This window comes from Sphingomonas sp. AP4-R1 (assembly GCF_013113735.1).
Lineage (GTDB): Bacteria > Pseudomonadota > Alphaproteobacteria > Sphingomonadales > Sphingomonadaceae > Sphingomonas_I.
The window spans coordinates 726,392-751,572 of sequence record NZ_CP053346.1 but is presented as its reverse complement, the minus strand read 5'-3'; the positions used below and the strand labels follow the sequence as shown (position 1 = coordinate 751,572).

The window sequence follows — 25,181 nt, the reverse complement described above, 5'->3', positions numbered from 1 at the left end:
CCGATGCGCTCTTACTTCGGGCACTTCGCGAAATGGCCCTTGGTGTCGCGGCATTTGCCATCCTTACCCTTGGTAATGCCGCTCGATGCCGGTGCTGACGCGGCTGGGCACTTCATGAACTTACCCTTCGCATCCTTGCAAGGCGCGGAAAACGCGGGGGTGGTCAAAACCGCGGCGGCGGTGAGCGCAATGAACAGCTTCATGGCAACGGCTCCCATATGGTTAACGCGGGACACTCTGGCAGATCGAGACCCAGCCTGCATTCCATATTGCAAAAGGTATGTGCTTGCCTTCGCGGATGTCGAACATATCGATCCCTCATTCGATCGGGCGAAGCGGAATTCCTACTCTGTCTTGAAGCAGGCCAGGGCCTTTTCCTTGTCGCCGCCTGTGGCATCGACACAGGCTTGGATCTTGGCCAGTTTCGCTTGCGCTCCGATCTGCGCCTCTTGCGAAGCCGCGAGGCCCTTTTGCTGATCGGAAAGATCGATCCTCAATTTTATGAGCTCGGCAGGAACGGAGACAACGGCCTTGAGGATCTTGACGGGCAATCGAACCACCTCGAGCACTTCACTCGGGCGTGTCGCATTCCATGACACCAGCATGCCATTGTCGAATACGACATCGTCGACTGTCTTGACGAAGATCGAGGACTGCATGGGAATATAGGAAATTGGTCCCACCTGCGGCAGCATCGTCATCGTGGCATCTATAGGGACGGTATCCTTGATACTGGTACACGCGGTCCCGTTGTTACATTGGCGAAGGACAATGGTTTGCGGGAGCGCTGTCCGATAGAAGAGCGCGCCATTCATCCCCTTATGATAGAGGGCGTTGTCGATCGGGTACGTGTACTCGTCGCCAGTCTTGGGCTTCCCGGTCGTGCGCTGTCGATCTCTGATCGTCGGATCTTTGTCTTTGACAGCGTATGTGCTGCCATCCGGCATGGGCGGAACATCCAGTCGAAATGGAAAGCCCGCGGTATAGAATTCGTTATTCAGCTTGGAGAGTTGATCGCCCAAAGCGGGATCGAGCCGGTAGGCGAATTTGGTCGGGAGCTTCTCGCACTCGGGCTTCCCGGCAAACTTTGGCTCTCCGCCGACAAGAGCGAGTGGGCCCGCAGTGCCACCACTACCGACGCCGGCAAAAGCTGACGCAATTTCGACAATGATATCACCTGTACGATCCGCAGCGACGACATTGGCCGTGCTGAGCAGGCCGGAGCTATTGATAGCAAGCTTAGTGTCGTCGTCCCGCAGTGGGCTATGAAAGGCGTCGGCGACCAGACGCAGCCTGGTATCCGCGACAGGCGTAAGCAATTCGATGGCTGCTGAATAGGAGAACGCGCAACTATCCTTTGGTGCAGCCTCAAGAATCCGGATGCTCGCTTCAGCGATATTTATTTCTGCCTCGACAGAGGCTTTCTTTATTTTTGCAATATCAAGATCTGCTGTCGCGATCGCCAATTCCTTATTGATCGCAGCCACTGCATCGGCATTGCCTTGCACCGATGCGGCCTTCAGCCGATCGCCAGCCGTTTTTATCGTGGAATCGGTCGTCTTGATAAGCGTGTTGATTGTTTCAAGCTCAGTTTTTTTGGCCGTCACCGCCTTCTGCAAGTCGTCCTTTTTGAGAAGCTTGCGTTCGGCGGTGACCTTTATCTCGCGCTTGGGAAGATAATAAGTAACGCCTGACGCGAGTTCATCGGCTGCCCGCGGTGTCGTGCGAACTGTCGCGCAGCTGCTAATCAGCAGCGAGCCGGCGATCAGCCAGGTCAATGAAGTGTATCTCATTGGCTCTCCCCCCTTTCGAACCACGCAAGCTGTGTTGGCGACCGCCTATGCGACGATCATCGTTCCGGGACTGACCCCGGCTTGATGGAACGGCGTCACAAGCCGGATCCTGGTGCCGTTGATGTTATTGAGCTGACCGGACCAGACTTGAGCGTAGAGCCGCTTCAGGTCGGCCCGATCGGCATCGGTAAGCCGGCTGTCCGCGCCATAATTCATGATGCTGAAATTGCTGTGCTCGCCGAACACCACGGCCGGCCATGCCGTCTCCTTCACGAGCGCGAAGAAGTGGCGCAAGCCGAACACATGGCCAAGCTCATGGGCCAGCGTTTCCATCTGCTCCTGGCGAGGCTGGGAGAAAATTTTCGGGAAAATGGCCAACTCATGGCGTCCCGCATCGGGAAAGAAAGCGCGAGCGAGCGTGCAGCCTTGCGGACTGCATTCATCGCCGTCTCGAACCACGATCTCGAAGTCCCAATTGTCATCCGCCCGCACGAACTTCACGGGTGCCGCATCACCCCAGGCAATCAAGGCTTCGCCAAGCAGTTTCTCCACTTCGACCTTGACGGCGTTCGGATTGCGATAGCGGCGAAGTGACGCCTCCTGAAATCGCCAGCGTAGCGTAATGTTGGGCGCCCATAGAGGGATGAAGCCGTCGGGGGCATTGAGCACGAGTTCAAGAAGCGAGGCTCCCTTTGCCGTTGCGTGCCCTTTCGGCTCGGTCGTGCACAGCACCCCCTCCCGAATGACATGCACTTCGTCGCTCGAAATCGGCAATGCGTCATCGATCAGCTCAAATGGATTATCGATTTCTATCTCATCAGCCGTACGCAACCCCGTGATTGCAAGTGCCATGCCCGATCCCTCTCAGAACGTCTGACCGGATGCTAGAATATATAATTATCATCTATTTTAAAATGACTGATTCAAATTCATTTTATTTCTAAAACGTAACAAATATAAATTTTCAAAGATATCAGAACGATCATTCATAACGTACGGATATATCATGCAAATTAACGGTTTTTGGTGGATGTATCTGTCATGTCGGTTCGGCCGGATAAGTCATATGGCCAGCGCTGCTGTGGACAGGCAGTCTCACAGATTCGTAGTCGGTCACACTGTCGGGAATGACTAAGGAAATAACGGCATGGCGACAGGGCAGAGACTGTCTGAGCTTACTGATCGCGGCGCGGTCCTTGAGGCGATGGAGCAATTTCGCCAGTTGGGGCGGGACGAGTTTATCGAGGCTTACAGCGTCCCTGAGAAGCGGTTTGAGAGATCGAACCGCTTTTTCGTCATCCACGAAGGCGTCGGTTACGACAGCAAGCCGCTCGTCGCCGCCGCATACGGCTTCCAGCACGGGCGCGCGCTCCACGCAGACGACTTCTCAGGCGGCGATCCCGTCAAGATTGCGATGAGAAGGCTTGGCTTTAAGGTCGTGGATTGGACATCCCCACGACTTGAAGAAGGTGAAATCTACACGCGCGATGACCTCCGTGAGATGTTCAAGATCACTGACGCGACGCTCAACACGGGCGTTTTCCAGCCAGCCGGCTCGAATTCAGTTTGGCTGTTCGTTACCAGGGATAAGACATCTGACCGCACGCAATATGCGGATCATCTGGAAGGCGATCTGCTCTACTGGCAGGGTCAAACAGCCGGACGGACAGATGACAAGATTATTGGCCATGAACAGGTCGGGGATGAACTACTCATCTTCTATCGAGACAGCAAACGACAGCACCCTGGGGCTGGCTTTCGGTTCGAGGGGCCGTTTCAATATGTCAGCCACACCGGCGGTGGTCCGACGAACTTCGTCCTCCAGCGGTGGTCCATTCAGCAGGATATTGAAGCGCCGCAAGATACCTTTGACCCTACCTCGCTGGAGGACGGTCGAAAGAAAGTGTGGGCAGAGGTCAAGCGGCGGCAGGGGCAGGCGAAGTTTCGCAGGGAACTTTTGCGAGCCTACGGCGGGCGATGCGCGATAACTAGATGCGCCGTAGAGCCGATCTTGGAGGCTGCTCATATCCGGCCATATCTCGGCAAAGAAACGAACGTGGTCTGTAACGGGCTGCTGCTAAGGGCAGACCTTCACACACTATTCGACCTCGGCCTCATCACGATAGACGGATCATTGCGCGTCGTCGTCGATCTTCGGCTCGTGGGATCAACTTACGGGAAGCTGGCGGGCAAGAAGCTGCGGCTTCCGCATGGCAAAGCTGATCGACCAAGTGTGCAGGCATTGGCCTGGCATCGCGAGGATCATGGAAAGCCGGGTTAGGCGAGTGCGTACCCGATGATGGCTATGGGAACGTCTTGTCCGAATTGATCAACTGCGAGGGTATCGGCGGGGGTGTTTCATTTTAGATGTTCAGAAAGCCCAGTATTATCAACAACCAATATGCAGGTGCGTGCTCATTTGGATCCTGTCCCCGCAACCAACACATACCAAAAGCCCCCCAGCGCAAACAGCGCCGGGGGGCTTTTCGTTTGAGGGCCGTTCCTTCACCGCGCGACAGGCCCCCACAGAGCCGGGCGGCTCGGGGCCGAACCTCCAAACCCGGCACACCCCTGAATCAACCACCCCAAGGCGGTGGATCAGCACCAACGCCGCGACCATTCCAACCAGAATGCCGGCCTCAAGGGGCGCCTAAGCCCGTTGCGCAACAAAGCGCGCTCAAGGGACCGCCTTCAAAATGGCTGGCCTTGTCTGCTCGTCCGAGCCAATCGCTCCAAGTTCCGGTGGATGTGGATGACGTATCGCTACGCCGTCAGCAGCGACTATGCTCGGGCGCTATCCGGATCTCAGCTCGCACGCGGCCGGCTGACACGGGCATCGGCAAGACGGCTGAGAAAAAAAGGGGGCTTCGGTCCGCCGGACCATTACGCCCGCCTTTTATATTGAGATGCGACGACCCGCGACGCGATGAACCCCATCCACCTCTTCTGTGGGCGGATGCAGTAGCCGGAACAAATCTGTCGGGAAAAGATTTAAGAAATTGGTGTATTACATATGTATGCCTGTTACACTATAACGAATAGTGTATCTCAAATCAAGTTGAGCTGAGTTCATCGTGCGGCGAGCGGCATTCTATGCTTGATATAGCTCGATTAAACATCCGCGGACTCTGAGGCTTCAGCCGCCCGACGGCGCATAATAGGTCCACAGGCGGCTGGCGATCGCCCGCTCTTCCGGGCCGGTGACCGCGGCGTAGATTGCGGTGGTCGCGATATCGGCGTGGCCCAGCCAGCTCTGAACCAGATTGAGCGGAATGCCGGCGCTGATGGCGGCGACGCCATAGCCGTGCCGCAGCCCCTTCGGCGTCGCATGCAGCCCCGACAGGCCGGCAAACGCCATCACTTTTCTGATCTTGCGATATCCCGTCAGGCGGGTCCACGGCCACAGCCGTTCGGCAGCCTCGTGCTTCGCTGAAGTGCCTTGCAAATCATATATTTGCTTGAGGAATGCGGCCAGCTCCGACGAGAGCGGCACCGTGCGAAACACGCCTTTGCGCCGCTTTTTCAGGCATTCGATCACGACCAGGCGAGAGCCCAGATCGATATTGCCGCGCGTGAGCGCCAGGGCCTCCGAGATCCGACAGCCGGTTTCCGTCATCAGCCAGCAGAAACTGTACGTCGGATCGTCGCAGCGGCTCGCCTGCTCGAGAAATCTGCGGACCTCGGTGCGGTTCAGATATTTGCGCCGACCCTGCGTATCGAACACCGAAAAGTCCATCAGAGCGCTCCTTCTGGTCGCGTTCCCGCCTGCGGGGGGCCTGTTACACTATTCGTTATTCGGAACGGGCCCCGCCTTGACGGGTGATTCGGAGCCCGTGTGTGATGTCAGTATCTCTGAGAGCGTTCGACGAACCCGGCGTAGTATCAACGCTCTACGAGCGTTCGAACATGCGAGGTGGGACGTCCGCGCACCGCCGATGCCGGGTTGGACTCGTCGTCGCCAATCGGGCGATCGTCGCCGCGATCTTCGGGGAGGACGCCGCCATGGTCCTCATGGAGAAAGTCGAGAAACGCGCCATATCCTTCCTCGGGGCTGCCGGCGATGTGGTCCGCCAGGGGGCGGACGGCGTCGCGTTGATCCTCCACGGCGATGCCGGCTTCGGCACGTGGGGCGCCACGCGCTTCATCGAAGCCGCGCTCCGGACCATCGCCGCGCGGCCGGTCCGTTATGGCGACGTCGATATCCTGCCCGAGCTCAGCGCGGTCACGGAAGAGGGCGCGGTCGCTCCGCGGCGACCGTCGCCGCAGGACGCCGTCCGCATCGCCAGCTATGTCGGCGCCATGGCCGATGCCGCGCGGCTTGCCGAGGCGATGGGGGAGTGCGCGCTCTTCCTCGCGTGGCATCCGGTCGTCGCGTGCGGTCCGGACCGCACGTTGCTCCACTATCACGCGACGCCCCATTTGCCTGACACGGCCGGTGCGAGCCTCGATCCTGAGGACATGATGCGGGCCTATCAGCGCATCGGCATGACCGAGCTGCTCGACAGTCATGTCGTACGCCTCACGATCGAACGTCTCCGCAAGCAGCCCGAGCTTCGGCTGGCGTGCAGCATCTCGGCGGCGAGCGCGACCGTGTCCGCCTGGTGGGAATCGATCTTCGCCGCGCTGCGGAGCGCGCCGCAGGTGGCGGCGCGGCTGATCGTCGCGATCGATCAGGCCGCGCCTTTCCCCTCGATTGCTCAAGCCGTGATCTTCGCGGATCGGATGCGCGGATTGGGATGCCAGATCGCGCTCGCCAATTTCGGGGCGGGCCAGACAGCCGTCGGCCATCTGCCGATGCTCGCACCCGATCTCGTGATCGTCGATCGTATCTTCCTGCGTCATGTGAGCGGGGCGGAGGCGCTGGGCCATCTGGTCGGTCTCGCGCGCAACTACTCGTCCATCGTGCTGGTCGATGGTGCGGAGACCAAAGATCATATGCGGCGGGCGGAGGCGGCCGGCGCGTCCGGTTTCTCCGGCCGCGAGGCCGGTGCGCCTCGCCTTGCCCTGCTGACGGACGTGCCGACGGCGCCGGTTTCGAAACCCCCAGCGGCGATCCCCGCCGAAACGAGCCTGCCGGCCCTTCCTCGGCCCGATGTCCGACGGCTGCGAAGGGGCATAGCCGTCGCCGTTTGCCTCTCGGCTTTCCTCTGGTGGGGATTGATCGAGATGGTGAGGCTAATTGCCTGATCGACACGGAAAATCCTCGCTTCCTACGAAGGGAGCAGAAGATTCGATCCGGCGCTCTCGCCGGCATTCCACGCGGCGTCCGAAGGCAGTCGGGCGCCCTACAGGGCGCGATAGGCCCGATCGACTGCCTTGGTCGCGCGCCGTCCTGGCCCGCCGATCTGATGGGGATCATGACGCATGAACAGCATCGCAGCCTTCGCCGCGCTTGCCGGCATGGGTATCGCCGTACCGACAGGGAGCTTCGTGGCGACCGCCGCGAGCAGCACCGGCCAGCTCGACGTGCGCCTGGAAGTCGTGCCGGGCTGCGGATTTTCCAGCAGCGCGGGCGGCATTCCCGCAAGCGCCCCCGCCACGGACATCCTGCTCGACTTCGGGCGGATCGGCAGCGACGAGATGACCGGCGGGGACACGACCGCGATCGCGGGTGGCGACGAAACCGCGCTGAGCGTTTCCTGCTCGACCAGCTATACCGGCTCCGGCGCGCCGATGCTGACGGTGGATGGCGGCGCGCACGCCTCGGGCGCGCAGCGCCACCTCGCCGGCCCCAACGGTATCACGATCGCCTACGAACTGTTCCAGGATCGGGCGCGCACCATTCCCTACACGCCCGGAGCCGCCACCCAGCTCGTCATTCCCACGGCCGGCGCCGCCAGCCCGGTCGCGATCTTCGGCCGCATAGCCGGCGTCACGGGCCTCCCCGACGGTCTCTATACCGACACCGTCACGCTGATGCTGTCCTACTGAGCGGACCAGGACAGTGACGATATTCCGCACCGCCGCTCTGGCCTCCGGTCTGGTCCTGGCCGCCATCGGCCCCGCCCGCGCCGCGTCCCTCCGGATCTCGCCGGTCGGGATCGACATACCGGCAAAGCAGCGCGCCGCCTCCATCACGCTCGTCAACACGGACAGCGAGCCGGTCAGTCTGCAGATCCGCATCTTCAAATGGTCGCAGACCAATGGCGAGGACAAACTGGACGAGACCAGCGACATGCTGGTGAGCCCACCCGCCGCGACCGTGCCGCCGGGAGCATCCTATACGGTGCGCGTCGCCCGGCCCGCCGTGATGCCCGTCCAGGGCGAGCAATCCTATCGCATCTTCATCGATGAACTGCCCAAGCCGATCGATCCGCGCACGGTGGGCCAGGGCGTGGCGATGGTCTTGCGGACGTCGATGCCTGTCTTCGTCGTCGATCCCAAGGCGATCGCGCGCCTCGCCTGGACGGTATGGCGCGACAGGAACGGCCTGCATGCCGAGGTGCTGAATACGGGCCAGCGTCACGCCAAGATCGCGGCGCTCACCATCGCGCCGGCGGACGGCAAGCCGATCGTGTTCGGCTCGGGGCTCAACGGCTATGTCCTCGCGGGCACGACCAAGCGCTTCGACTTCAAGCTTCCCCGCCCGGCCGACAAGGCCGAGCCGGAGGCGTCCGCGCTTCCCGCCATCGGATCGACCGTGGCGCTCTCCGCGAAGAACGATGGCACCGACATCAAGGAATCGGTGGTTGTCGGGGAGCGCTGAACGTGAGCGAAGCGGTCGCAGAGGTCGGATGCGTCGGGGGCTGCTGGAAACGGCGCTTGGCGTCGGCGCGGGCGGGATGTTGTGCGCGGTTTCGGCGGAGGCTGCGGCCGGCGCCTCGCCGCCCTCTGCGGAGTTGCTGGCGAACGCGTCCCGGCCGTGGCTCGTCGCCGCATCCGGCGAGGATATTTCCGTGACGCTGGCGCAGATCGGCCAGCCGCCGAAATCCAGCACTGCGCCGCCGCCCCAGACGATGCTGCTGGACGTCACCCTGAACGGTACGCCCACCGGGCAGTTGCTGCGGATGAAGCAGGATGCCGACGGCAGGTTCAGCGGAAAAGCGGGCGAGTTGCGGGGCATCCGCATCAAGCTCGATCCTGCTCTCGGCAGCCAGGAAGATATCGCGTTCGATGATCTCGCCGGCGTTTCGTATCGCTATGACGAGGCGCGGCAGGCGATCGCACTGCAGGTCCCCGATGCGCTGCTGACATCCTATCAGCTGGGCCTTGGCGGCGAGCGGACCCCGATCGATCTGGACGCCGTCCGGCCGACGCCCGGCTTCCTGCTCAATTACGGCCTCTACGGCGCGCGCGCGCAGGGGGGGACCCAGTTCAGCGGCAATGCCGAGGCGGTCGCCATGACAGGGTTCGGCATCGTCGCGACCAACGGCATCTTCAGAAGCCGGCCGGGCCTCGGATCGTCGGGGGCGGTGCGGCTCGACAGCAGCTGGCGTCTGATCGATCCGAAGGCGATCCGATCCTATACGCTCGGCGATTTCGCGAGCAACGCGCTGGCCTGGACCAGCAGCGTCCGCCTGGCCGGCTTTCAGATCGCGAGCGCGTTCGATCAGCGGCCCGACATCGTCACCGCCGCGCTCCCGCAATTTTCCGGATCGGCGGCGCTGCCGTCGACGGTCGATCTGTTCGTCAACCAGCAGAAAATCTACTCCGGCGAAGTCCCTTCCGGACCATTCGACCTGAAATCGCTCCCTTATGTCTCGGGCGGCGATGTGCGGCTGGTGACCACCGACGCCACCGGCCGGCAGGTGGAGGTGACGAAGGCCTATTTCTATTCGGCCAATCTGCTGCGGCGGGGCGTGCTGCAATATTCGCTGGATGTCGGCGCCCCGAGACTGTCCTACGGCGTCCGCTCGTTCGATTATGACGAGGTCGTCTTCGCGTCGGGCTCGGCGCGCTACGGCGTCACCCAGGTTCTGACGATCGAGGGCCATGGGGAGGGATCGACGGACGGCCTGCTCAACGCCGGGGGCGGGGCGACCACGGCGATCGGTGGCTATGGCGCGATCACCGCTTCGATCGCCGGCAGCCGCTACAAGGGCCATCACGGCGGCAAGCTTTCGGTGGACGTGGACGCGAACGTCCGTGGCGTGAGGCTGTTCGCGGGGACGGATCGCACCCTTGGCGACTATTTCGATCTGGCGCGTGTGTCGTCCCAGCGATCGATCCGCAGCTATGATGCCGCGTCCCCGCTGCCCTCCGGCAATCTGCTCGCGGCCACCGCGCAGGCCAGCGCGATCGATCGGGCGGGCATCGCCTTTACGCCGTGGTTCGACAGGACCTCGATCAGCCTCAGCTACAATCGCATCGTGTCCCCCGGCAACCGATCGTGCACGGGCAGCCTCTCGCTGTCGCGCGGGATAACGGACCGGATCAGCCTCTACGCCAGCGGCTATCGCAACCTCGACGGCAGCCATCATTACGGCCTGTTCGCGACGCTCAGCATGCGGTTCGGTCAGACCGTCAGCGTGTCGGCCGGCACCGAACATGACAATGGCCGCACCGCTTATACCGTCCAGGCCACGGGATCGACCGGGCAGCGGCAAGGCGATTTCGGCTGGGGCCTCTCCGATCGCGAGAGCGACGGGAATGTCGATGCCCAGCGCACCGGCTACGTGACCTACCGCGCCGCGCAGGCGCTCCTTCGGGCGCAGGTCGATCAGAGCGGGAGCGCATGGCGCGGAAGCGTTCAGGTCGATGGATCGCTGGTCGCGGCCGGGGGCGGCATCTTCGCGGCCAACCGGATCGGTCAGGCCTTCGCCGTCGTCACCCATGCGGGCCCTCATGTGGAGGTGATCCAGGGTGGCGCCCGCATGGGGAAGACCAACGGTGCAGGCCGGGCACTGCTCCCCGACCTCATTCCATATTACACGCAGCGGCTGGCGATCGATCCGGCGAGCCTGCCCGACGGGTGGGAGCCCGAGGCGACCGAGCGGTTCGCGGTCGCTGGTTATCGGCAGGGCGCCGTCGTCGATTTCGGCGCCAAGATCGTGCGCGGAGCCATTCTGGTCCTGCAGGATGCGGACGGTCGCCCGATTCCGCCGGGCTACGTCGCGCAGGTGCAGGGCGGAGAGCCGGCGACGGTGGGATATGGCGGGGAGACCTATGTTCGCGGGCTCGGCCCCTCGAACCGGATCAGCATCGATCTCGGCCCGCGCGGCACCTGCACCGCCAGCTTCCCCTATGACATGGCCGGCCCGGCCCAGCCCAAGATCGGACCCCTGGCATGCCGGTGATCCGTCGCCTCGCAGGCATCGGCGTGGCGTGCGCGTCGCTGGTGGCGCCGGTCGCCGCCCAGACGATCGTGGCGGATGCACCGGGCGCGGCGGGCGTGCCGCTGACGGTGCCGCCGCTGAAGGGCGCCGATTATCCCGCCCGGCTCGGCCCGTCGCACCGTGGTGCCGTCGGTCGGCCGCGCGCCTTCGCGCGGGTCCGCGCGACCCTGCTCGTCGAGCCCGCCTGTTCGGTGCGCGCGACGTCTGCGGAGCCGTTCCTGGTCCGGTGTCCGGGCGGTACGCCCTATCGGGCCGCGATCGGATCGGATGCCGGTCCCGATGAGGTCGTGTCCTCCGCTTTTGCATCGGCCGCCGCGCCGCAGGTCGCGCCCGTCGCGATCGCGCCGCGCCGCCTGACCGTGGAATATTGACCATGACCCTGCTCGATCGGGGACGCCGCGGCGTCCGTATCGCGGGCGCCGCGCTCGCGGCACTGGGCTTGGGCGGGCATATGCTGGCGGGCGCGATCGTCGCCCTGCCGCTGCTGTTCCTCCCGGCCACGCCCGCAAAGGCCACGTGCACCCTGTCGCAGCCGACCGGGAGCTTCACGATCAGCGGATCGATGCTCGGCACCGAACAATGGGTGCCGATCACGACGAGCTACACGTGCAGCGGAGAAGCCGACGGAAGCACGACCGTGTGTATCGGCGAGGTTTCGAACGACGCCAATCGCGGCCGCCTCTACCTCGATGCCTCCACGGCCAATCCCTTTCTGGCCTTCGATTCCGCACTGTATCTCACGCCGTCCGGGGCGGCGATTTCCCACGGCACCGCCACCGGGCAGCCCTCGGGCACGGTCTTCGAAACCTCGGACACCAATTCGGCGCGGACGATCACGGTCTACGCGCATCTTCTCGCCACGACGGCTCCGCCCGGAACGACGCCCGGCACCTATTCCTTCTCGGCCTCGTCCGCATGGCGCTTCTATGCCTCGCGGCCGAGCAGTTGCGGCAGCGGCGGCCCCACCGGCACCACCGCCGCGACCAGCGCGATGGCGCTGTCCGTGGGCGTCCCGCTCGCCTGCGTGCTGAACGCGACCCCGACGATCGATTTCGGCACCATCAACGAGATCGGCACGCTCGCGAGCGATCGCATCGCGTCGGGAGCGATCTCGGTCACGTGCCCCGATACCACGAGCTACAGCATCTATCTCGGAGACGGCGCGAACCGGGCCGGCGCGGGAGCGGGCCTGCGCAACATGGCGAACGGCACCGCCCGTCTGCCCTATCAGCTCTACAAGGCGGCCGATCTGGCTGCCGTGTGGGACGAAACCGGCATGGGCGCCGGCGTGACGGGTGGCGCCGGCGGCGTCACGAAGACCGCGACCGGCGGGGCCGATGCCACCACTCTCTATGCGGCGATCCGTGCGGGAACCATCCTCCCGCCGACGCTCGGCACCTATTCCGATACCGTCCTCGTGACGGTGGTCTACTGATGCGTCCGCCGCGCCCCTTCGGTCCGCTCACCCGTCGATGCTGGGGCCTGTCTTTCGGCATCGCGGTTGCGTTCGGCGCCGGTGCGGCGCCCGGCGGCGCGGGCACGGTGACCGGCACCGCCACGATCAAGGCGACGCTGGCGGGCGTGTGCGAATTCGTCTCCACGCGCGATCTCGATTTCGGCGGCATCGATGGCACGGGCGCACTCGCCGACGCGCTCGACGCGACGGGCCGCCTCACCGTCTCCTGCACGCAGGGGCAGCCCTATACCGTCTATCTCGGCGACGGCGATCATCGCGCTTCGGCCGGCAGCGGCCTTCGCAACATGGGCAACGGCGCCGCGCGCCTGCCCTACCAGCTGTTCAAGGACGTGGATCGCGGCACGGTCTGGGATGCGAACGGGATCGGCGAGGGCGTTGCGGGCGGCGTCGGCGGGGTGGACGGCACCGGCTCGGGCGCCAGCCAGGATCTGATCGTTTACGGCCGGATCGCGGCCGGCACGACGGTTTCGAAGACGCCCGGCGCCTATGCCGACACCATCCTCGTGACGGTGGCCTATTGATGTCCCGGCCCCGCCGCCCGCCTCGTTCCGGTGGATGCGTGTCCGTGCCGTTGCCTGCGGGCCGGCGCCGGGATGCGGTCCGAATTTCCCAGCTTTCGTCCGGCGAGGGGCTCCGGACGATCCGATGACTTGCCCCACTCGCACTCTTTCATTCCACCGAGAAGGATCTCCCATGCGTAAAATCCTGATGGGCCTGCTGGCCACCGTCCCCCTGCTCGCTACGCCGGCCTATGCCGCCGTCAAGACGGACAATCTCAGCGTGACGGCGAAGGTGCTCGACAGCTGCTCGATCAGCTCGACCCAGACGCTCGCCTTCGGCGATGTCGACGGCAACAGCGACAATATCGACAATCAGGGATCGCTCACGTTCACCTGCACCGACACGACCCCCTATTTCGTGTCGGCCGGCACTGGTGCGAACGCGGTCGCCGGACAGCGCCGCATGGCCAGCCAGACGCTCGCGACGACGGCCTACCTGACCTACGACATCTATGCCGATAGGGATCGGAGCATCACCTTCCCCACCGCGGCTTCCGAAACGCTCGACGGCTCGGGTGAAACGGGTGGCGTAGGTGACGGCGATGCCAAGACTCTCACCGTTTATGGTCGCATCCCGGCCGGCACGCACCTGCCGGCTCCCGACGACTATCTCGATACGGTGGTGCTGACCGTCACCTATTGATGGATCGCGGGATCCGGCAGGCCCATCCCAGCCTGCCGGGAGGTGAATTCCATCCCCGCCTCCCGGCTTCCGGCCTGTCCGGATCCAGGCGCCTGATCGTCGCCGCCCGCCCCGGCGGCGGCGATCATGGTCGCGTTCGCAATCCCGCTCATGGTGAAATGCCTGCCCGCCGGAGTGGTGGGCGGAGGAAAGGAGGAGCGTGATGATCCGTTGGGCCGTCGCCGTGCCGCTCGGTCTGGTCGCATGGTCGCAGCCATGGCCGCCGGCCCGCGCCGCATCGAGCACGGAACGGCTGCCCGTCTCGGCCCGGATCCTGCCGAGCTGCGACATTGGAGGGAGCGCCACCGGCGGACTGCGACGGGGCACGATCGATTTCGGAGCCCGCGCCATGTCCGGCGGCGAAACCGTGCTGATCGCGGGCGATCTGCCGATCCGCTGCAGCGAGGGGGCCTCCGTGGCGGTGACCCTCGACAACGGGCGCAACGCGATCGGCCAGCAGCGCAATCTGCGCGGCCCGGGCGGAGCGCTGCTCGCCTATGATCTGCTGCGCGGGGCGGGCGGCGATGCTCCCTTGTGGGACGACCAGCCCCATCCCCTCGCGCCCGAGGGAGGGGACGAGACGTCCGTCCGGATCGCGGGGCGCCTGATCGTTTCGAACGGTGTGCCGGCGGATGGTGTTTATACCGACACGGTGCTGGTGCGGATCGATTACTGAGCGGCACTCGTTAGCGCGCTGCCATCTGCAGGCCTGATCATCGATCTGTCGATCGGCTGAAATTGCGTAAACTAACGAATTGAAAACAATATGGCCCTACGACGTATCAGCGTATATAGCTGAAACGATCTATAAATATCGTATTGTTACGGCTTTAGTATAAACTGTTGAGAAAGACAGTTGTATTATTTCTTAAATCCAACGGGATAAGACGCGATCGCATCGCTGACACAGCGGTCGACGCATTACAATATGTAAGTTTATACGGGAAGAAGCATCGGGCCGGTCGACGGCCTGGCCACAGTGCGCCCATCGCGGGGGCCGCGCTGGCGTCACGCCGTTTGTGCAAGGCGAAGAGCGATATGCATGTCGCTCCGCCGCCGCGGGACGGGATGGTCGTGCGGGCGGCGCCCGATCGCCGCCGCTGAGATGTGTCAGGGCTTGCGAAGGACCGTGCCTCGCCGGGCGGCCGCTTGCCTGCCGAGGGATCGGTTTTCCGTTCAAAAACGGAGTGCAGCGGCCGATCGGCGCGTCGATCGCCGGGCCTGTCATCGCAATCGACGGTGCATGCGGTGCATGCCCGACTGTCGGATCCGGCGCTCTCGCCGGAGCTGAAAGACCAGTCCATCCGGCGATTTCATATGAGCGGACATTCAGCTGGGGACGGGCTCGATGCAGAGAATGGTACTCGACCATTATGGGCGAAGAAAATATGTCAACGAGGAGGAACTGGCGGCTTTTCTGGCCCAGGCCCGCCAATCACCGGTCGAAATCCAGAGTTTCTGTTGTCTTCTCGCGGAAACGGGATGCCGGATATCCGAGGCTCTTGCCTTGCGAGGCGAAAATTTCGATCTCTCCAGCGGGTTCGTGATCTTCGAATCCCTCAAGAAAAGGCGGCGAGGGATCTTCAGGATGGTCCCGATCTCGGACCAGATGATCGATCTGCTCGATCAGGCGCACGGCCTGCGCGGCGCCGATCCCGCCGTGATGACATCCCTGCTTTGGCCCTGGGCGCGCATGACCGGCTATCGTCACGTCCGTCGTCTCATGATCCAGGCGAGCATCGTCGGCCAGAATGCCAGCCCGAAGGCTTTGCGACACGGATTCGGCGTCTCTGCGGTGGCCGCCGGCGTGCCGCTGAGCCTGCTGCAGCGCTGGCTGGGCCATGCCGATCTGCGAACCACCGCGATCTACGCTCAGGTCACGGGACCGGAGGAGCGCGCCATCGCCCAGAAGCTTTGGCATCGCTATCCGAGCGGGAGTGCCGGCGAGGCGCGGGCCGCATCGGCCACGTGATGCCGTGGCGACCGGCCGGAGCGCGTCAGCTCGACCAGCCGCCGCCGAGCGAGCGATAGGAGGCGACGGCCGCGCGCGCCGATTCCGTGCGGGCCTGGGCGAGGGCGTCGCGGGTCTGGAGTAGGCGGGTGTCGGCATCGAGCACTTCGATCAGGCTGACGACACCGCCCTTATAGGCAGCCATCGAGGATTGCTGGGCACGCGCGAGCGCGGTTTCGCCGCTGGCGAGCGTGCGCTGCTGGTCCTCGCGGTTCACCAGCGCCGAGAAACTGTTCTCCACATCCTCCGACGCGCGCAGCACGGCGAGGCGATAGGCGGCGAGCGACTCGGCATTGCGACCGCGCGCGGATTTGATCTCGGCATCGACGCGGCCGAAATCGAACAGGCGCCAGCGCAGGCCGGCCACGCCCTGCGCCTGCGTCGCGCCGCCGGTGAAGAGAGCGGCGGGACCCGTCGCGGCCGTGCCGATCAGACCGGTCAGCGAGAGCTTCGGGAAATATTCGGAGATGGCGGAGCCGATCCGGGCATTGGAGGCGGCGAGACGGCGCTCGGCAATGATCAGATCGGGGCGGCGCCGGAGCAGATCGGCGGGGCTGCCGATATCGGTGATGGCGGGGGCGGCCGGGATGGCATTGGGTTGCGAGAGCTGGCTGCGATAGGTGCCGGGCTGGGCGCCCATCAGCACGTCCAGCGCGTTGAGCGCGCCATCCAGCGCGACCTGCAAGACCGGCACCGTGCCCCGCACCTGCGCGAGGACGCCCTCGGCCTGACGCAGCTGCAGTTCGGCGGCGATGCCCTTGCGGTATTGGAGGCCGATCGTGTCGACCAGTTTCCGCTGTGTCGCGACCTGTTCGTTGGCGACGGCCAGCCGCGCCTGCAGGCCGCGCACCATGATGTAGGTGTCGGCCACCTGTGCCGCGACCGTCAGCCGGGCGGCGGCGACGCCCGCCTGCGAGGCTTCATAATCGGCATAAGCGGCTTCCCGATCACGGCGCAGGCCGCCGAACAGATCGATCTCCCAGCTGGCACCGAGATTGGCGTCGTAGCTTTCCTGATTGCGGTTCGTGCCGAAGGCGGCGAGCTGGCGGCCCTGCAGCGTCTCGGTCGACAGGCGGGAGGCGCCGGCGGATGCGGAGAGGGTGCCGGAGGGAAGCAGGGCGGCATCGGCATTGTGCAGGCCGGCGCGCGCCTGCGTCACGCGGGCGACGGCCTGGGCGATGTCAAGATTCTGATCGAGCGCCTTGGCGACCAGATCGGTCATCACCGGATCGCCGAACGTCTCCCACCAGACTGTCGAGGTGGCGGAGGTGACGGCGATCGGGGCTGTGGCGGAAATTGGGGGGTGGCGCGCATCGACGGCGGCCTTGCCCATGAAGGTAGCGGGGGCCGCCAGCGCCGGCCGCTGATAGTCCGGGCCGACCGCGCAACCCGCGAGCGCGGCGGAGGCGAGAAGCAACGAGAGGGAGGCGGAAAGGCGCATGGTGACCTCGGGTCGGAACAATGGGGATCGGAAGGATGGTGACGAATATACAATTACGTCACTCGTTGTCAATTCCATCCCCAGTGATTATGTGACGCCCCATGAGCGTTCTCAAAGCCAGCAAAGCCGCCGGACAGCGCGGCCCCGCCGATCACAACATCCGCGACCAGATCGTGGAGGCGGCCGACGAGCATTTCAGCCACTATGGCTATGGCAAGACGACGGTGGCGGATCTCGCCAAGACGATCGGCTTTTCCAAGGCCTACATCTATAAATTCTTCGATTCGAAACAGGCGATCGGCGAAGCGATCTGCGCCCGCTGCCTGGGATCGATCATGGATGCCGTGGAGGCGGCCGTGGCCGAAGGAAAGTCGTCGACCGACAAGATGAGGCGCCTTTTCAATACCATATCGGCGCTCAGCGTCGAACTCTTCTTCAGCGATCGCAAGCTGTACGACATCGCCGTCTATTCCTGCTCGGAGCGCTGGCCCTCGTCCGAGGCCTATGTCGCCAAGGTGGAGCAGATGGTGGCGGACATCATCCGCGAAGGGCGCGAGGGGGGCGAGTTCGAACGCAAGACGCCGATCGACGAGGCGGCCCGATCGATCATGATGGCGTTCCAGCCGTTCATGAACCCGATGATGCTGCAATATAATCTGGATGCGGTGCCGGAGGGCGCGAACGAGGTGGTGAGCCTGATCCTGCGGAGCCTCGCCCCGTAAAAAAGTTACTAGTGACTAGTTGACACAAGAGTCACTCGACTTCATTTGAGCGGCGACCCAACAAGGGACGCGACTCATGCCACGCTTGTTCAAGACTGCTCCGATCCGGTTTCTGGGCGCATCGTCGCTCGCTCTCACGCTCGCGATTGCGGGCTGCGCGAAGGCTCCGGCCGATCCGCGCGTGGGGCCGCCCCTTGTGCGGGTGGCGACCGCCGGTGGCGAGGTGGACATGACGCAGGATTATACGGGCGTCGTCTCGGCGCGCGTGCAGAGCAACCTCGGCTTCCGCGTCCCCGGCAAGATCGTCGAGCGGCTCGTGGATACGGGCCAGGCGGTGAAGCGCGGCCAGCCCTTGATGCGGATCGACCGCACGGATCTGGCGCTCGCCACAGTGGCGCAGGCCGGTGTCGTCGATGCGGCCAAGGCGCGCGCGGTGCAGGCGATTGCGGATGAGGCGCGCTATCGCGATCTCGTCTCGGCGGGCGCGGTGTCGGCTTCGGCGTACGATCAGGCCAAGGCGGCGGCGGATGCGGCCAAGGCGCAACTCGCCGCCGCACAGGCGCAGGCCGGCGTCGCGCGCAACGAAGCGGGCTATTCGGTGCTGCTCGCGGATGCGGACGGCATCGTCGTCGAGACGCTGGGCGAGCCGGGACAGGTGGTGACGGCCGGCCAGACCGTGGTGCGGCTCGCCCGCTCCGGCCCGCGCGAGGCGACGGTGAACCTGCCCGAGACGATCCGCCCCGCGATCGGATCGACCGCGACGGCGGCCGTGTTCAACGCGCGCGGCGCGGGCTCGGCCCGGCTCCGCCAGCTTTCCAATTCCGCCGATCCGCTGACGCGCACCTATGAGGCGCGCTACGTGCTGGAGGGTTCGGCCGCCGCCGCGCCGCTGGGCGCGACCGTGACGATCCAATTGCCGCTCGCCAAGGCGGGCACGCAGATGGAGGTGCCGCTCGCGGCGCTCTACGACACGGGCAAAGGCCCCGGCGTGTGGATCGTCGCCGGTTCGCCGCAGACGGTGGAATGGCGCGCGGTGCAGATCGCGCGCGTCAGCGAGGAATCCGCGACCGTGACGGGCGGGATCCGGCCCGGCGAGCGCTTCGTCTCGCTGGGCGCGCATCTGCTGCATCCGGGCGAGGCGGTGCGCGTCGCCGAGCAGGTCGCTTCGAAATGAGCGGCTTCAATCTCTCCGCGCTGGCGGTGCGGGAACGCGCCGTCACCCTCTTCCTGATCATCGCCATCTCGGCGGCGGGCCTGTTCGCATTCCTCAATCTGGGCCGCGCCGAGGATCCGGTCTTCACGATCAAGGCCATGACCTTCGTGACGACCTGGCCCGGCGCCACCGCGCAGGAGATGCAGGATCAGGTGGCCGAGCCGCTGGAAAAGCGGATGCAGGAGCTGAAATGGTATGATCGGGCCGAGACGTTCACGCGCCCCGGCCTGGCCTTCACCACCGTCACGCTCAAGGATCCCACCCCGCCCGCCGAAGTGCCCGAGGAATTCTACCAGGCGCGCAAGAAGCTGGGCGACGAGGCGCTGAAGCTGCCGCGCGGCGTGGCCGGCCCCTTCATCAACGACGAATATGGCGACGTGACCTTCGCGCTCTATGCGCTGAAGGCGAAGGGCGAGCCGCAGCGCCTGCTCGTCCGCCAGGCGGAGGAATTGCGCCAGCGCCTGCTGCACGTGACCGGCGTGAAGAAGGTCAACATCATCGGCGAGCGGCCGGAGCGCATCTACGTCGAATTCTCCTATGCGCGGCTCGCCAATCTGGGCGTGTCGGCGCGCGACGTGTTCGCCGCGCTCAACGACCGCAACGTGCTGACGCCGGCAGGCTCGATCGATACGAACGGGCCGCAGGTGCAGGTGCGTCTGGATGGCGCGCTGGACGATGTGCAGAAGATCAAGGACACGCCGATCGTGGCGGGTGGCCGCACGCTGAAGCTGTCCGATCTGGCGGAGGTGAAGCGCGGCTATGAAGATCCCGCCACCTTCCTGATCCGCAACGATGGCGAACCGGCGCTGATCCTCGGCGTGGTGATGAAGGAGCGCTATAACGGCCTTCAGCTCGGCAAGGATCTGGAGAGGGAGGCCAAGGCCATTTCGGCCGAGATGCCGCTGGGCCAGTCCTTCACGAAGGTGACCGATCAGGCGGTGAACATCGCCGAGGCCTATGACGAGTTCATGCTGAAATTCTTCGTCGCGCTCGCCGTGGTGATCGCGGTGAGCCTGATCAGCCTCGGCTGGCGCACCGGCATCGTCGTGGCGATGGCCGTGCCGCTGACGCTGGCGGGCGTGTTCGTGATCATGCTGGCGACGGGGCGCGATTTCGATCGCATCACGCTGGGCGCGCTGATCCTCTCGCTCGGCCTGCTCGTGGACGATGCGATCATCATCATCGAGACGATCGTGGTGAAGATGGAGGAGGGCTATGACCGCGTCCGCGCGGCCACCTATGCCTGGGGGCATACGGCGGCGCCGATGCTGGCAGGCACGCTCGTCACCACGATCGGCCTGATGCCGGTGGGCTTCGCCAAATCCAGCGCGGGCGAATATGCGGGCAACATCTTCTGGGTCGTCGGCTTCGCGCTTTTGACCTCGTGGGTCGTGGCCGTGGTGTTCACGCCCTATCTCGGCGTGAAATTGCTGCCCGATATCGCCAAGATCGAGGGCGGGCACGGCGCCATCTACGGCACGCCGCGCTACAACCAGCTGCGTCGCGCGATCGCCTGGATGGTCGACAACAAGAAGAAGGTGGCCAGCACGGTGCTGGCGCTGTTCTTCGTCGCCTTCTTCTTCATGGGCTTCGTGAAGCAGCAATTCTTCCCGATCTCGGACCGGCCCGAAGTGCTGGTCGAGGTGCAGATGCCCGAGGGCACGAGCATCGGGACGACCGACGCGGCCGCGCGCACGATGGAAGACTGGCTGAAGAAGCAGCCGGAATCGAAGATCGTCACCTCTTATGTGGGGCAGGGTGCGCCGCGCTTCTTCCTCGCGATGGCGCCGGAACTGCCCGATCCTTCGTTCGCGAAGATCGTGATCCTGACGCCCAGCGAGAAGGATCGCGAGGCGCTGAAGCATCGAGTGCGTGAAGTGGCGGCGGCGGGCCTCGTCCCCGGCGCGCGCATCCGTGCGACGCAGATCGTGTTCGGGCCTTACTCGCCTTTCCCCGTGGCCTTCCGCGTGATGGGCCCGGATGAGGGCAAGGTGCGCGCGATCGCCGAGCAGGTGCGCGCGGTGATGCTGAAGAACCCCTCGATGCGGCAGGTGAACAGCGATTGGGGCGAGCGCGTGCCGACCGTGCATTTCGTGCTGGATCAGGATCGCCTGCGCGCGATCGGCCTCTCCTCGCACGATGCCTCCCAGCAGCTGCAATTCCTGCTGACGGGCGTATCGGTGACGCAGGTGCGCGAGGATATCCGCGCGGTGGACGTGATCGCCCGCAGCGCCGGATCGGATCGCCTCGATCCGGCCAAGCTGGGCGCCTTCACGCTCACGGGCAGCGCCGGGCAGCGCGTGCCGCTGAGCCAGATCGGCAAGGCGGAAGTCCGCATGGAGGATCCGATCCTGCGCCGTCGCGATCGCTACACGACGATCACGGTGCGCGGCGACATCTCCGAACAGCGCCAGCCGCCGGACGTCTCGAACGAGATCATCAAGGAGATCGCGCCGATCGTCGCTTCGCTGCCCGCAGGCTACAAGATCGAGACGGCGGCCGCGCTGGAGGAAGCCGGCAAGGCCAATGTGGCGCTCGCCAAGGTCTTCCCGCTGATGATCATCCTGATGATGGTGGTGATCATCTTCCAGGTCCGCTCGATCTCGGCGATGGCGATGGTGCTGCTGACGGCGCCGCTGGCTCTGGTGGGCGTGGTGCCGACGTTGCTGATCTTCAACCAGCCGTTCGGCTTCAACGCCATCCTCGCGATGATCGCGCTGGCCGGGATCATCATGCGCAACACGCTGATCCTGATCGGCCAGATCCACCAGAACGAGGCGGACGGGCTCTCCCCGCACGATGCCGTGGTGGAGGCGACGGTGCAGCGCGCCCGGCCGGTGATCCTGACGGCACTGGCGGCGGTGCTGGCGTTCATCCCGCTGACCTTCTCGGTCTTCTGGGGATCGCTGGCCTTTACGCTGATCGGCGGCACGATCGGCGGCACGGCGCTGACCTTGGTGTTCCTGCCGGCGCTCTATGCCTTGTGGTACAAGATCACGCCGAAGGCTGAGGTGGATGCGGGCGCCACGCACACGCCGGTTCCCGTCCACGCGATGTAAGCGAGGCCCTTCCCTCCGTTTGCACTGAGCTTGTCGCAGGGCCGTTCTTCTCCTCCTGTCCGAGAGAAGAAGGACGGTGCTTCGACAGGCTCAGCACGAACGGGATTTGGGGCAGGTGTTGAGCCTCAATCCCGGTAGCGGAGCGCATCCACCAGCAGCGAGAAGGCCGCCGAAGGCTGGCGGCGGCTGGGATAATAGAGGTGATAGCCCGGGAAGGGCGGGCACCAATCCTCCAGGACCGGGATCAGGCGGCCGTCGGCGATATAGGGCGCCGCCTGATCGGCCATCACGAAGCCGAGGCCGAAGCCCGCTGTGGCGGCCGTGACGATCATCTCCGTATTGTTGAAGGCGAGCTGGCCTTCCACGCGTACGCGCAGCTCGCGCCCGTCTTTCTCCAGCTCCCACGGATAGAGGATGCCCGAGCTCTGCATCCGAAGATTGATGCAGCGGTGCGCCGAGAGATCCTGCGGGGTCTTCGGCACGCCATGTTGCGCGAGATAGGCGGGCGATCCGATGACGAGCATTCGCAGATCCGGCCCGATGCGGACGGCGATCATGTCCTTGGCCAGCGCCTCGCCCAGCCGCACGCCCGCATCGAAGCGATCCGAGACGATGTCCGAGAAAGCGGAATCGATGCTCAGCTCCACATGCACGTCGGGATAATCGGGCAGCAATTTCTCCAGCGCGGGCCACAGGATGGTGCGCGCGGCATGGCTGGCGGTGGTGATGCGCAGCGTGCCGGTCGGCCGGTCGCTCAATTCGCCGAGGCGGGTCAGTTCCTCGCCGATATTCTCGAGCGCGGGGCGGAGCGTCACCAGAAGGCGTTCGCCCGCTTCGGTGGGGGCGACGCTGCGCGTGGTGCGCGTGAGCAGGCGGACGCGTAGCCGCGTCTCCAGCCGGCGCACGGTATGGCTGAGCGCCGATTGCGACGTGCCGAGCTGGGCGGCCGCGCGCGTGAAGCTGCGCGCCTCCGCCACGGCGAGGAAGGCGTTGAGGTCGACCAGGTCTTCGCGCCGCATCGGGCCTCCTGTGCCGCGATCGGGGAAAGCGGCGGATTTGATGAACTCCCAGCATAGGCGCGGCGCGATTCTGCGTCCAACATTGCAGAATGGTGGAGTGGGAGCGGCTCAAAGCACCCACGCCTATCGATGCGCGCCTCGCGCGGCATCATGACTATATATGACTGTATATAATGGTTTTCATGATCTCGTTTCATGAGATCATGCCGTTCTGAGCATGTAATCGATTTTCGGCTCGTGCGTTAAGATCGGGACGGCGGGGCGGTCTCCCATCCCATCACGGTCCCGCGACCCCCCGCATGCGGCGCGCTCCGGAAGGACGATAGCGATATGAACAGCTCCGAAGACTTCAAGATCAGCCGGCGCGGGGTGCTCGCCGCAAGCGCCGCGAGCGCGGTGGTTCCGGGGTTCTCGCACGAGGTGGACGCCGCCGCCGTCGCGCCGGGCAAGCCGCCGATGATGCCGGTGTCGCTGACGGTGAACGGCAAGCGCCACGATCTGACCCTCGATACGCGCACCACCCTGCTCGATACGCTGCGCGAGCATCTGAAGCTCACCGGCACGAAGAAGGGCTGCGATCATGGCCAGTGCGGGGCCTGCACGGTGATCGTGAACGGCGAGCGCATCAACTCCTGCCTCAGCCTCGCGCTCCAGCATCAGGGCGACGCGGTGACGACGATCGAGGGCCTCGGTACGCCCGAGACGCTGCACCCGATGCAGGCGGCCTTCATCAAGCATGACGGCTATCAGTGCGGCTATTGCACGCCGGGGCAGATCTGCTCGGCCGTGTCGGTGCTGGACGAGATCCGACGCGGCATCCCCAGCCATGTGAGCGAGGACATCACCGCAGGCATGAAACCCACCAACATGGAAATGCGCGAGCGGATGAGCGGCAATATCTGCCGCTGCGGCGCTTATTCCAACATCGCCGAGGCGATGGCGGAAGTGGCCGGCGTCGATTCCACGGGAGCCAAGGCATGAAGAGCTTCACCTATGAGCGGGCGAAGACCCCCGCCGAAGCGGCGGCGGCCGTGGCGCGCGCGCCGGGCGCCAAATTCCTCGCGGGCGGCACCAATCTGCTCGATCTGATGAAGATCGAGGTGGAGACGCCGACGCATCTGGTGGACGTGCAGGATCTGAAGCTCGCCAGCATCGAGCCGACGCCCGAAGGCGGGCTGCGGATCGGCGCGCTGGTGACGAACACCGCACTGGCGTCTGATGCGCGCGTGCGGCGCGATTATGGCGTGCTGACCCGCGCGATCGTGGCGGGCGCCTCGGGCCAGCTCCGCAACAAGGCGACGACGGCGGGCAATCTGCTCCAGCGCACGCGCTGCCCCTATTTTTACGACACCAACCTGCCCTGCAACAAGCGCAAGCCCGGATCGGGCTGTGCCGCGATCGGCGGCGTCTCGCGCCAGCTGGCCGTGATCGGATCGTCGGACGCGTGCATCGCCACTTATCCGAGCGACATGGCGGTGGCGATGCGGCTGCTGGATGCGAGCGTGGAGACGGTGAAGGCCGACGGCACGACGCGCATCATCCCGATCGCGGATTTCCATCGCCTGCCCGGCACCACGCCCGAGAAGGACAATGCGCTGGCGCATGGCGAACTGATCACCGGCGTGACGCTGCCGAAGCCGATCGGCGGCATGCATCTGTATCACAAGGTGCGCGATCGCGCGTCCTACGCCTTCGCGCTCGTCTCGGTGGCGACGGTGATCCAGAAGGACGGCACGGGGCGCGTCGCGTTCGGCGGCGTCGCGCACAAGCCCTGGCGCGTCGAGGCGGCGGAGGCCGCGATGCCGCAGGGCGCGTCCGCAGTCGCCAGCCAAGTGTTCGCCGATGCGAAGCCGACCGAGCAGAACGGTTTCAAGGTTCCGCTCGCGGCGCGCACGCTCGCCTCGCTGATCGCCCAAGCGAAGGCCTGAT

General features: G+C 64.9%; 23 protein-coding genes. 16 read left to right on the top strand and 7 right to left on the bottom strand.

The window, feature by feature from the left end; translation table 11 throughout:
• Window positions 1-11: 11 nt before the first annotated feature.
• The 3 genes from HL653_RS03640 to HL653_RS03630 all read right to left on the bottom strand — a co-directional run bounded on the left by HL653_RS03640 (window position 12) and on the right by HL653_RS03630 (window position 2,645).
• Entirely contained in the window at window positions 12-203 is a 192-nt protein-coding gene (locus HL653_RS03640; protein ID WP_171743305.1) for a hypothetical protein, read from the bottom strand.
• A gap of 141 nt (window positions 204-344) precedes the next feature.
• Window positions 345-1,778, bottom strand: coding sequence for a hypothetical protein (locus tag HL653_RS03635; protein WP_171743304.1), 1,434 nt, complete (start codon window positions 1,776-1,778; stop codon window positions 345-347).
• Between the two features lie 60 nt (window positions 1,779-1,838).
• On the bottom strand, window positions 1,839-2,645 hold the full coding sequence (locus HL653_RS03630; protein WP_171743303.1) for a matrixin family metalloprotease: 807 nt from the start codon (window positions 2,643-2,645) through the stop codon (window positions 1,839-1,841).
• A 295-nt stretch (window positions 2,646-2,940) separates the two neighbouring features.
• Here HL653_RS03630 and HL653_RS03625 point away from each other — a divergent pair, with 295 nt between their 5' ends.
• Window positions 2,941-4,074: an HNH endonuclease gene (locus HL653_RS03625; RefSeq protein ID WP_216599946.1), complete on the top strand. Its 1,134-nt coding sequence runs from the start codon at window positions 2,941-2,943 to the stop codon at window positions 4,072-4,074.
• 855 nt (window positions 4,075-4,929) lie between these two features.
• On the opposite strand, the gene HL653_RS03620 is transcribed toward HL653_RS03625, so the two are convergent.
• Complete coding sequence (locus tag HL653_RS03620) at window positions 4,930-5,529, bottom strand: site-specific integrase (protein WP_171743302.1); 600 nt, start codon at window positions 5,527-5,529, stop codon at window positions 4,930-4,932.
• Window positions 5,530-5,633: 104 nt separating this feature from the next.
• Between HL653_RS03620 and HL653_RS03615 the strand changes: the two genes are divergently transcribed.
• The 8 genes from HL653_RS03615 (at window position 5,634) to HL653_RS03580 (ending at window position 13,748) form a co-directional block, all read left to right on the top strand.
• Entirely contained in the window at window positions 5,634-6,980 is a 1,347-nt protein-coding gene (locus tag HL653_RS03615) for an EAL domain-containing protein (RefSeq protein ID WP_171743301.1), read from the top strand.
• Between the two features lie 177 nt (window positions 6,981-7,157).
• Window positions 7,158-7,724: a spore coat protein U domain-containing protein gene (locus tag HL653_RS03610; protein WP_171743300.1), complete on the top strand. Its 567-nt coding sequence runs from the start codon at window positions 7,158-7,160 to the stop codon at window positions 7,722-7,724.
• 13 nt (window positions 7,725-7,737) lie between these two features.
• The gene (locus tag HL653_RS03605) at window positions 7,738-8,499 is read left to right on the top strand and encodes a molecular chaperone (protein ID WP_171743299.1); all 762 of its coding nucleotides are present in this window, start codon (window positions 7,738-7,740) and stop codon (window positions 8,497-8,499) included.
• Window positions 8,500-8,527: 28 nt separating this feature from the next.
• A complete protein-coding gene (locus tag HL653_RS03600; RefSeq protein WP_171743298.1) occupies window positions 8,528-11,029 on the top strand; it encodes a fimbria/pilus outer membrane usher protein in 2,502 nt (833 codons plus the stop codon).
• Complete coding sequence (locus HL653_RS03595) at window positions 11,020-11,439, top strand: hypothetical protein (protein WP_171743297.1); 420 nt, start codon at window positions 11,020-11,022, stop codon at window positions 11,437-11,439. Before HL653_RS03600 ends, HL653_RS03595 begins: the two co-directional genes overlap by 10 nt.
• Window positions 11,440-11,441: 2 nt before the next feature.
• Window positions 11,442-12,503: a spore coat protein U domain-containing protein gene (locus tag HL653_RS03590; protein ID WP_171743296.1), complete on the top strand. Its 1,062-nt coding sequence runs from the start codon at window positions 11,442-11,444 to the stop codon at window positions 12,501-12,503.
• On the top strand, window positions 12,503-13,066 hold the full coding sequence (locus HL653_RS03585) for a spore coat U domain-containing protein (protein WP_171743295.1): 564 nt from the start codon (window positions 12,503-12,505) through the stop codon (window positions 13,064-13,066). The genes HL653_RS03590 and HL653_RS03585 overlap by 1 nt, the downstream gene beginning before the upstream one ends.
• Before the next feature lie 172 nt (window positions 13,067-13,238).
• Window positions 13,239-13,748, top strand: coding sequence for a spore coat U domain-containing protein (locus HL653_RS03580; protein ID WP_171743294.1), 510 nt, complete (start codon window positions 13,239-13,241; stop codon window positions 13,746-13,748).
• Here HL653_RS03580 and HL653_RS03575 read toward each other — a convergent pair.
• Window positions 13,742-13,900 (bottom strand): hypothetical protein, encoded by a 159-nt coding sequence (locus HL653_RS03575; protein WP_171743293.1) that lies wholly within the window; start codon window positions 13,898-13,900, stop codon window positions 13,742-13,744. The genes HL653_RS03580 and HL653_RS03575 overlap by 7 nt on opposite strands.
• Window positions 13,901-13,950: 50 nt before the next feature.
• Between HL653_RS03575 and HL653_RS03570 the strand changes: the two genes are divergently transcribed.
• Together HL653_RS03570 and HL653_RS03565 are read left to right on the top strand one after the other, a co-directional pair.
• The gene (locus tag HL653_RS03570) at window positions 13,951-14,463 is read left to right on the top strand and encodes a spore coat protein U domain-containing protein (RefSeq protein ID WP_171743292.1); all 513 of its coding nucleotides are present in this window, start codon (window positions 13,951-13,953) and stop codon (window positions 14,461-14,463) included.
• Window positions 14,464-15,135: 672 nt separating this feature from the next.
• A complete protein-coding gene (locus tag HL653_RS03565) occupies window positions 15,136-15,759 on the top strand; it encodes a tyrosine-type recombinase/integrase (protein ID WP_367613590.1) in 624 nt (207 codons plus the stop codon).
• A gap of 25 nt (window positions 15,760-15,784) precedes the next feature.
• Here HL653_RS03565 and HL653_RS03560 read toward each other — a convergent pair whose 3' ends face one another.
• Window positions 15,785-17,239, bottom strand: a complete 1,455-nt coding sequence (locus HL653_RS03560; protein ID WP_171743291.1) for an efflux transporter outer membrane subunit — start codon at window positions 17,237-17,239, stop codon at window positions 15,785-15,787.
• Between the two features lie 101 nt (window positions 17,240-17,340).
• On the opposite strand from HL653_RS03560, the gene HL653_RS03555 reads away from it, so the two are divergent.
• The 3 genes from HL653_RS03555 to HL653_RS03545 all read left to right on the top strand — a co-directional run bounded on the left by HL653_RS03555 (window position 17,341) and on the right by HL653_RS03545 (window position 22,233).
• On the top strand, window positions 17,341-17,961 hold the full coding sequence (locus HL653_RS03555) for a TetR/AcrR family transcriptional regulator (protein WP_171743290.1): 621 nt from the start codon (window positions 17,341-17,343) through the stop codon (window positions 17,959-17,961).
• Window positions 17,962-18,037: 76 nt separating this feature from the next.
• The gene (locus HL653_RS03550; RefSeq protein ID WP_171743289.1) at window positions 18,038-19,135 is read left to right on the top strand and encodes an efflux RND transporter periplasmic adaptor subunit; all 1,098 of its coding nucleotides are present in this window, start codon (window positions 18,038-18,040) and stop codon (window positions 19,133-19,135) included.
• A complete protein-coding gene (locus HL653_RS03545) occupies window positions 19,132-22,233 on the top strand; it encodes an efflux RND transporter permease subunit (protein ID WP_171743288.1) in 3,102 nt (1,033 codons plus the stop codon). The genes HL653_RS03550 and HL653_RS03545 overlap by 4 nt, the downstream gene beginning before the upstream one ends.
• Window positions 22,234-22,358: 125 nt before the next feature.
• Here HL653_RS03545 and HL653_RS03540 read toward each other — a convergent pair whose 3' ends face one another.
• Window positions 22,359-23,252 carry a LysR family transcriptional regulator gene (locus tag HL653_RS03540; RefSeq protein WP_171743287.1) on the bottom strand — a complete coding sequence of 298 codons (894 nt, stop codon included), beginning with the start codon at window positions 23,250-23,252 and terminating at the stop codon, window positions 22,359-22,361.
• Between the two features lie 330 nt (window positions 23,253-23,582).
• Between HL653_RS03540 and paoA the strand changes: the two genes are divergently transcribed.
• Window positions 23,583-24,233, top strand: a complete 651-nt coding sequence (gene paoA / locus HL653_RS03535) for an aldehyde dehydrogenase iron-sulfur subunit PaoA (protein ID WP_171743286.1) — start codon at window positions 23,583-23,585, stop codon at window positions 24,231-24,233.
• On the top strand, window positions 24,230-25,180 hold the full coding sequence (locus HL653_RS03530; RefSeq protein ID WP_171743285.1) for a xanthine dehydrogenase family protein subunit M: 951 nt from the start codon (window positions 24,230-24,232) through the stop codon (window positions 25,178-25,180). The genes paoA and HL653_RS03530 overlap by 4 nt, the downstream gene beginning before the upstream one ends.
• The last annotated feature ends 1 nt before the right edge of the window (window position 25,181 follow it).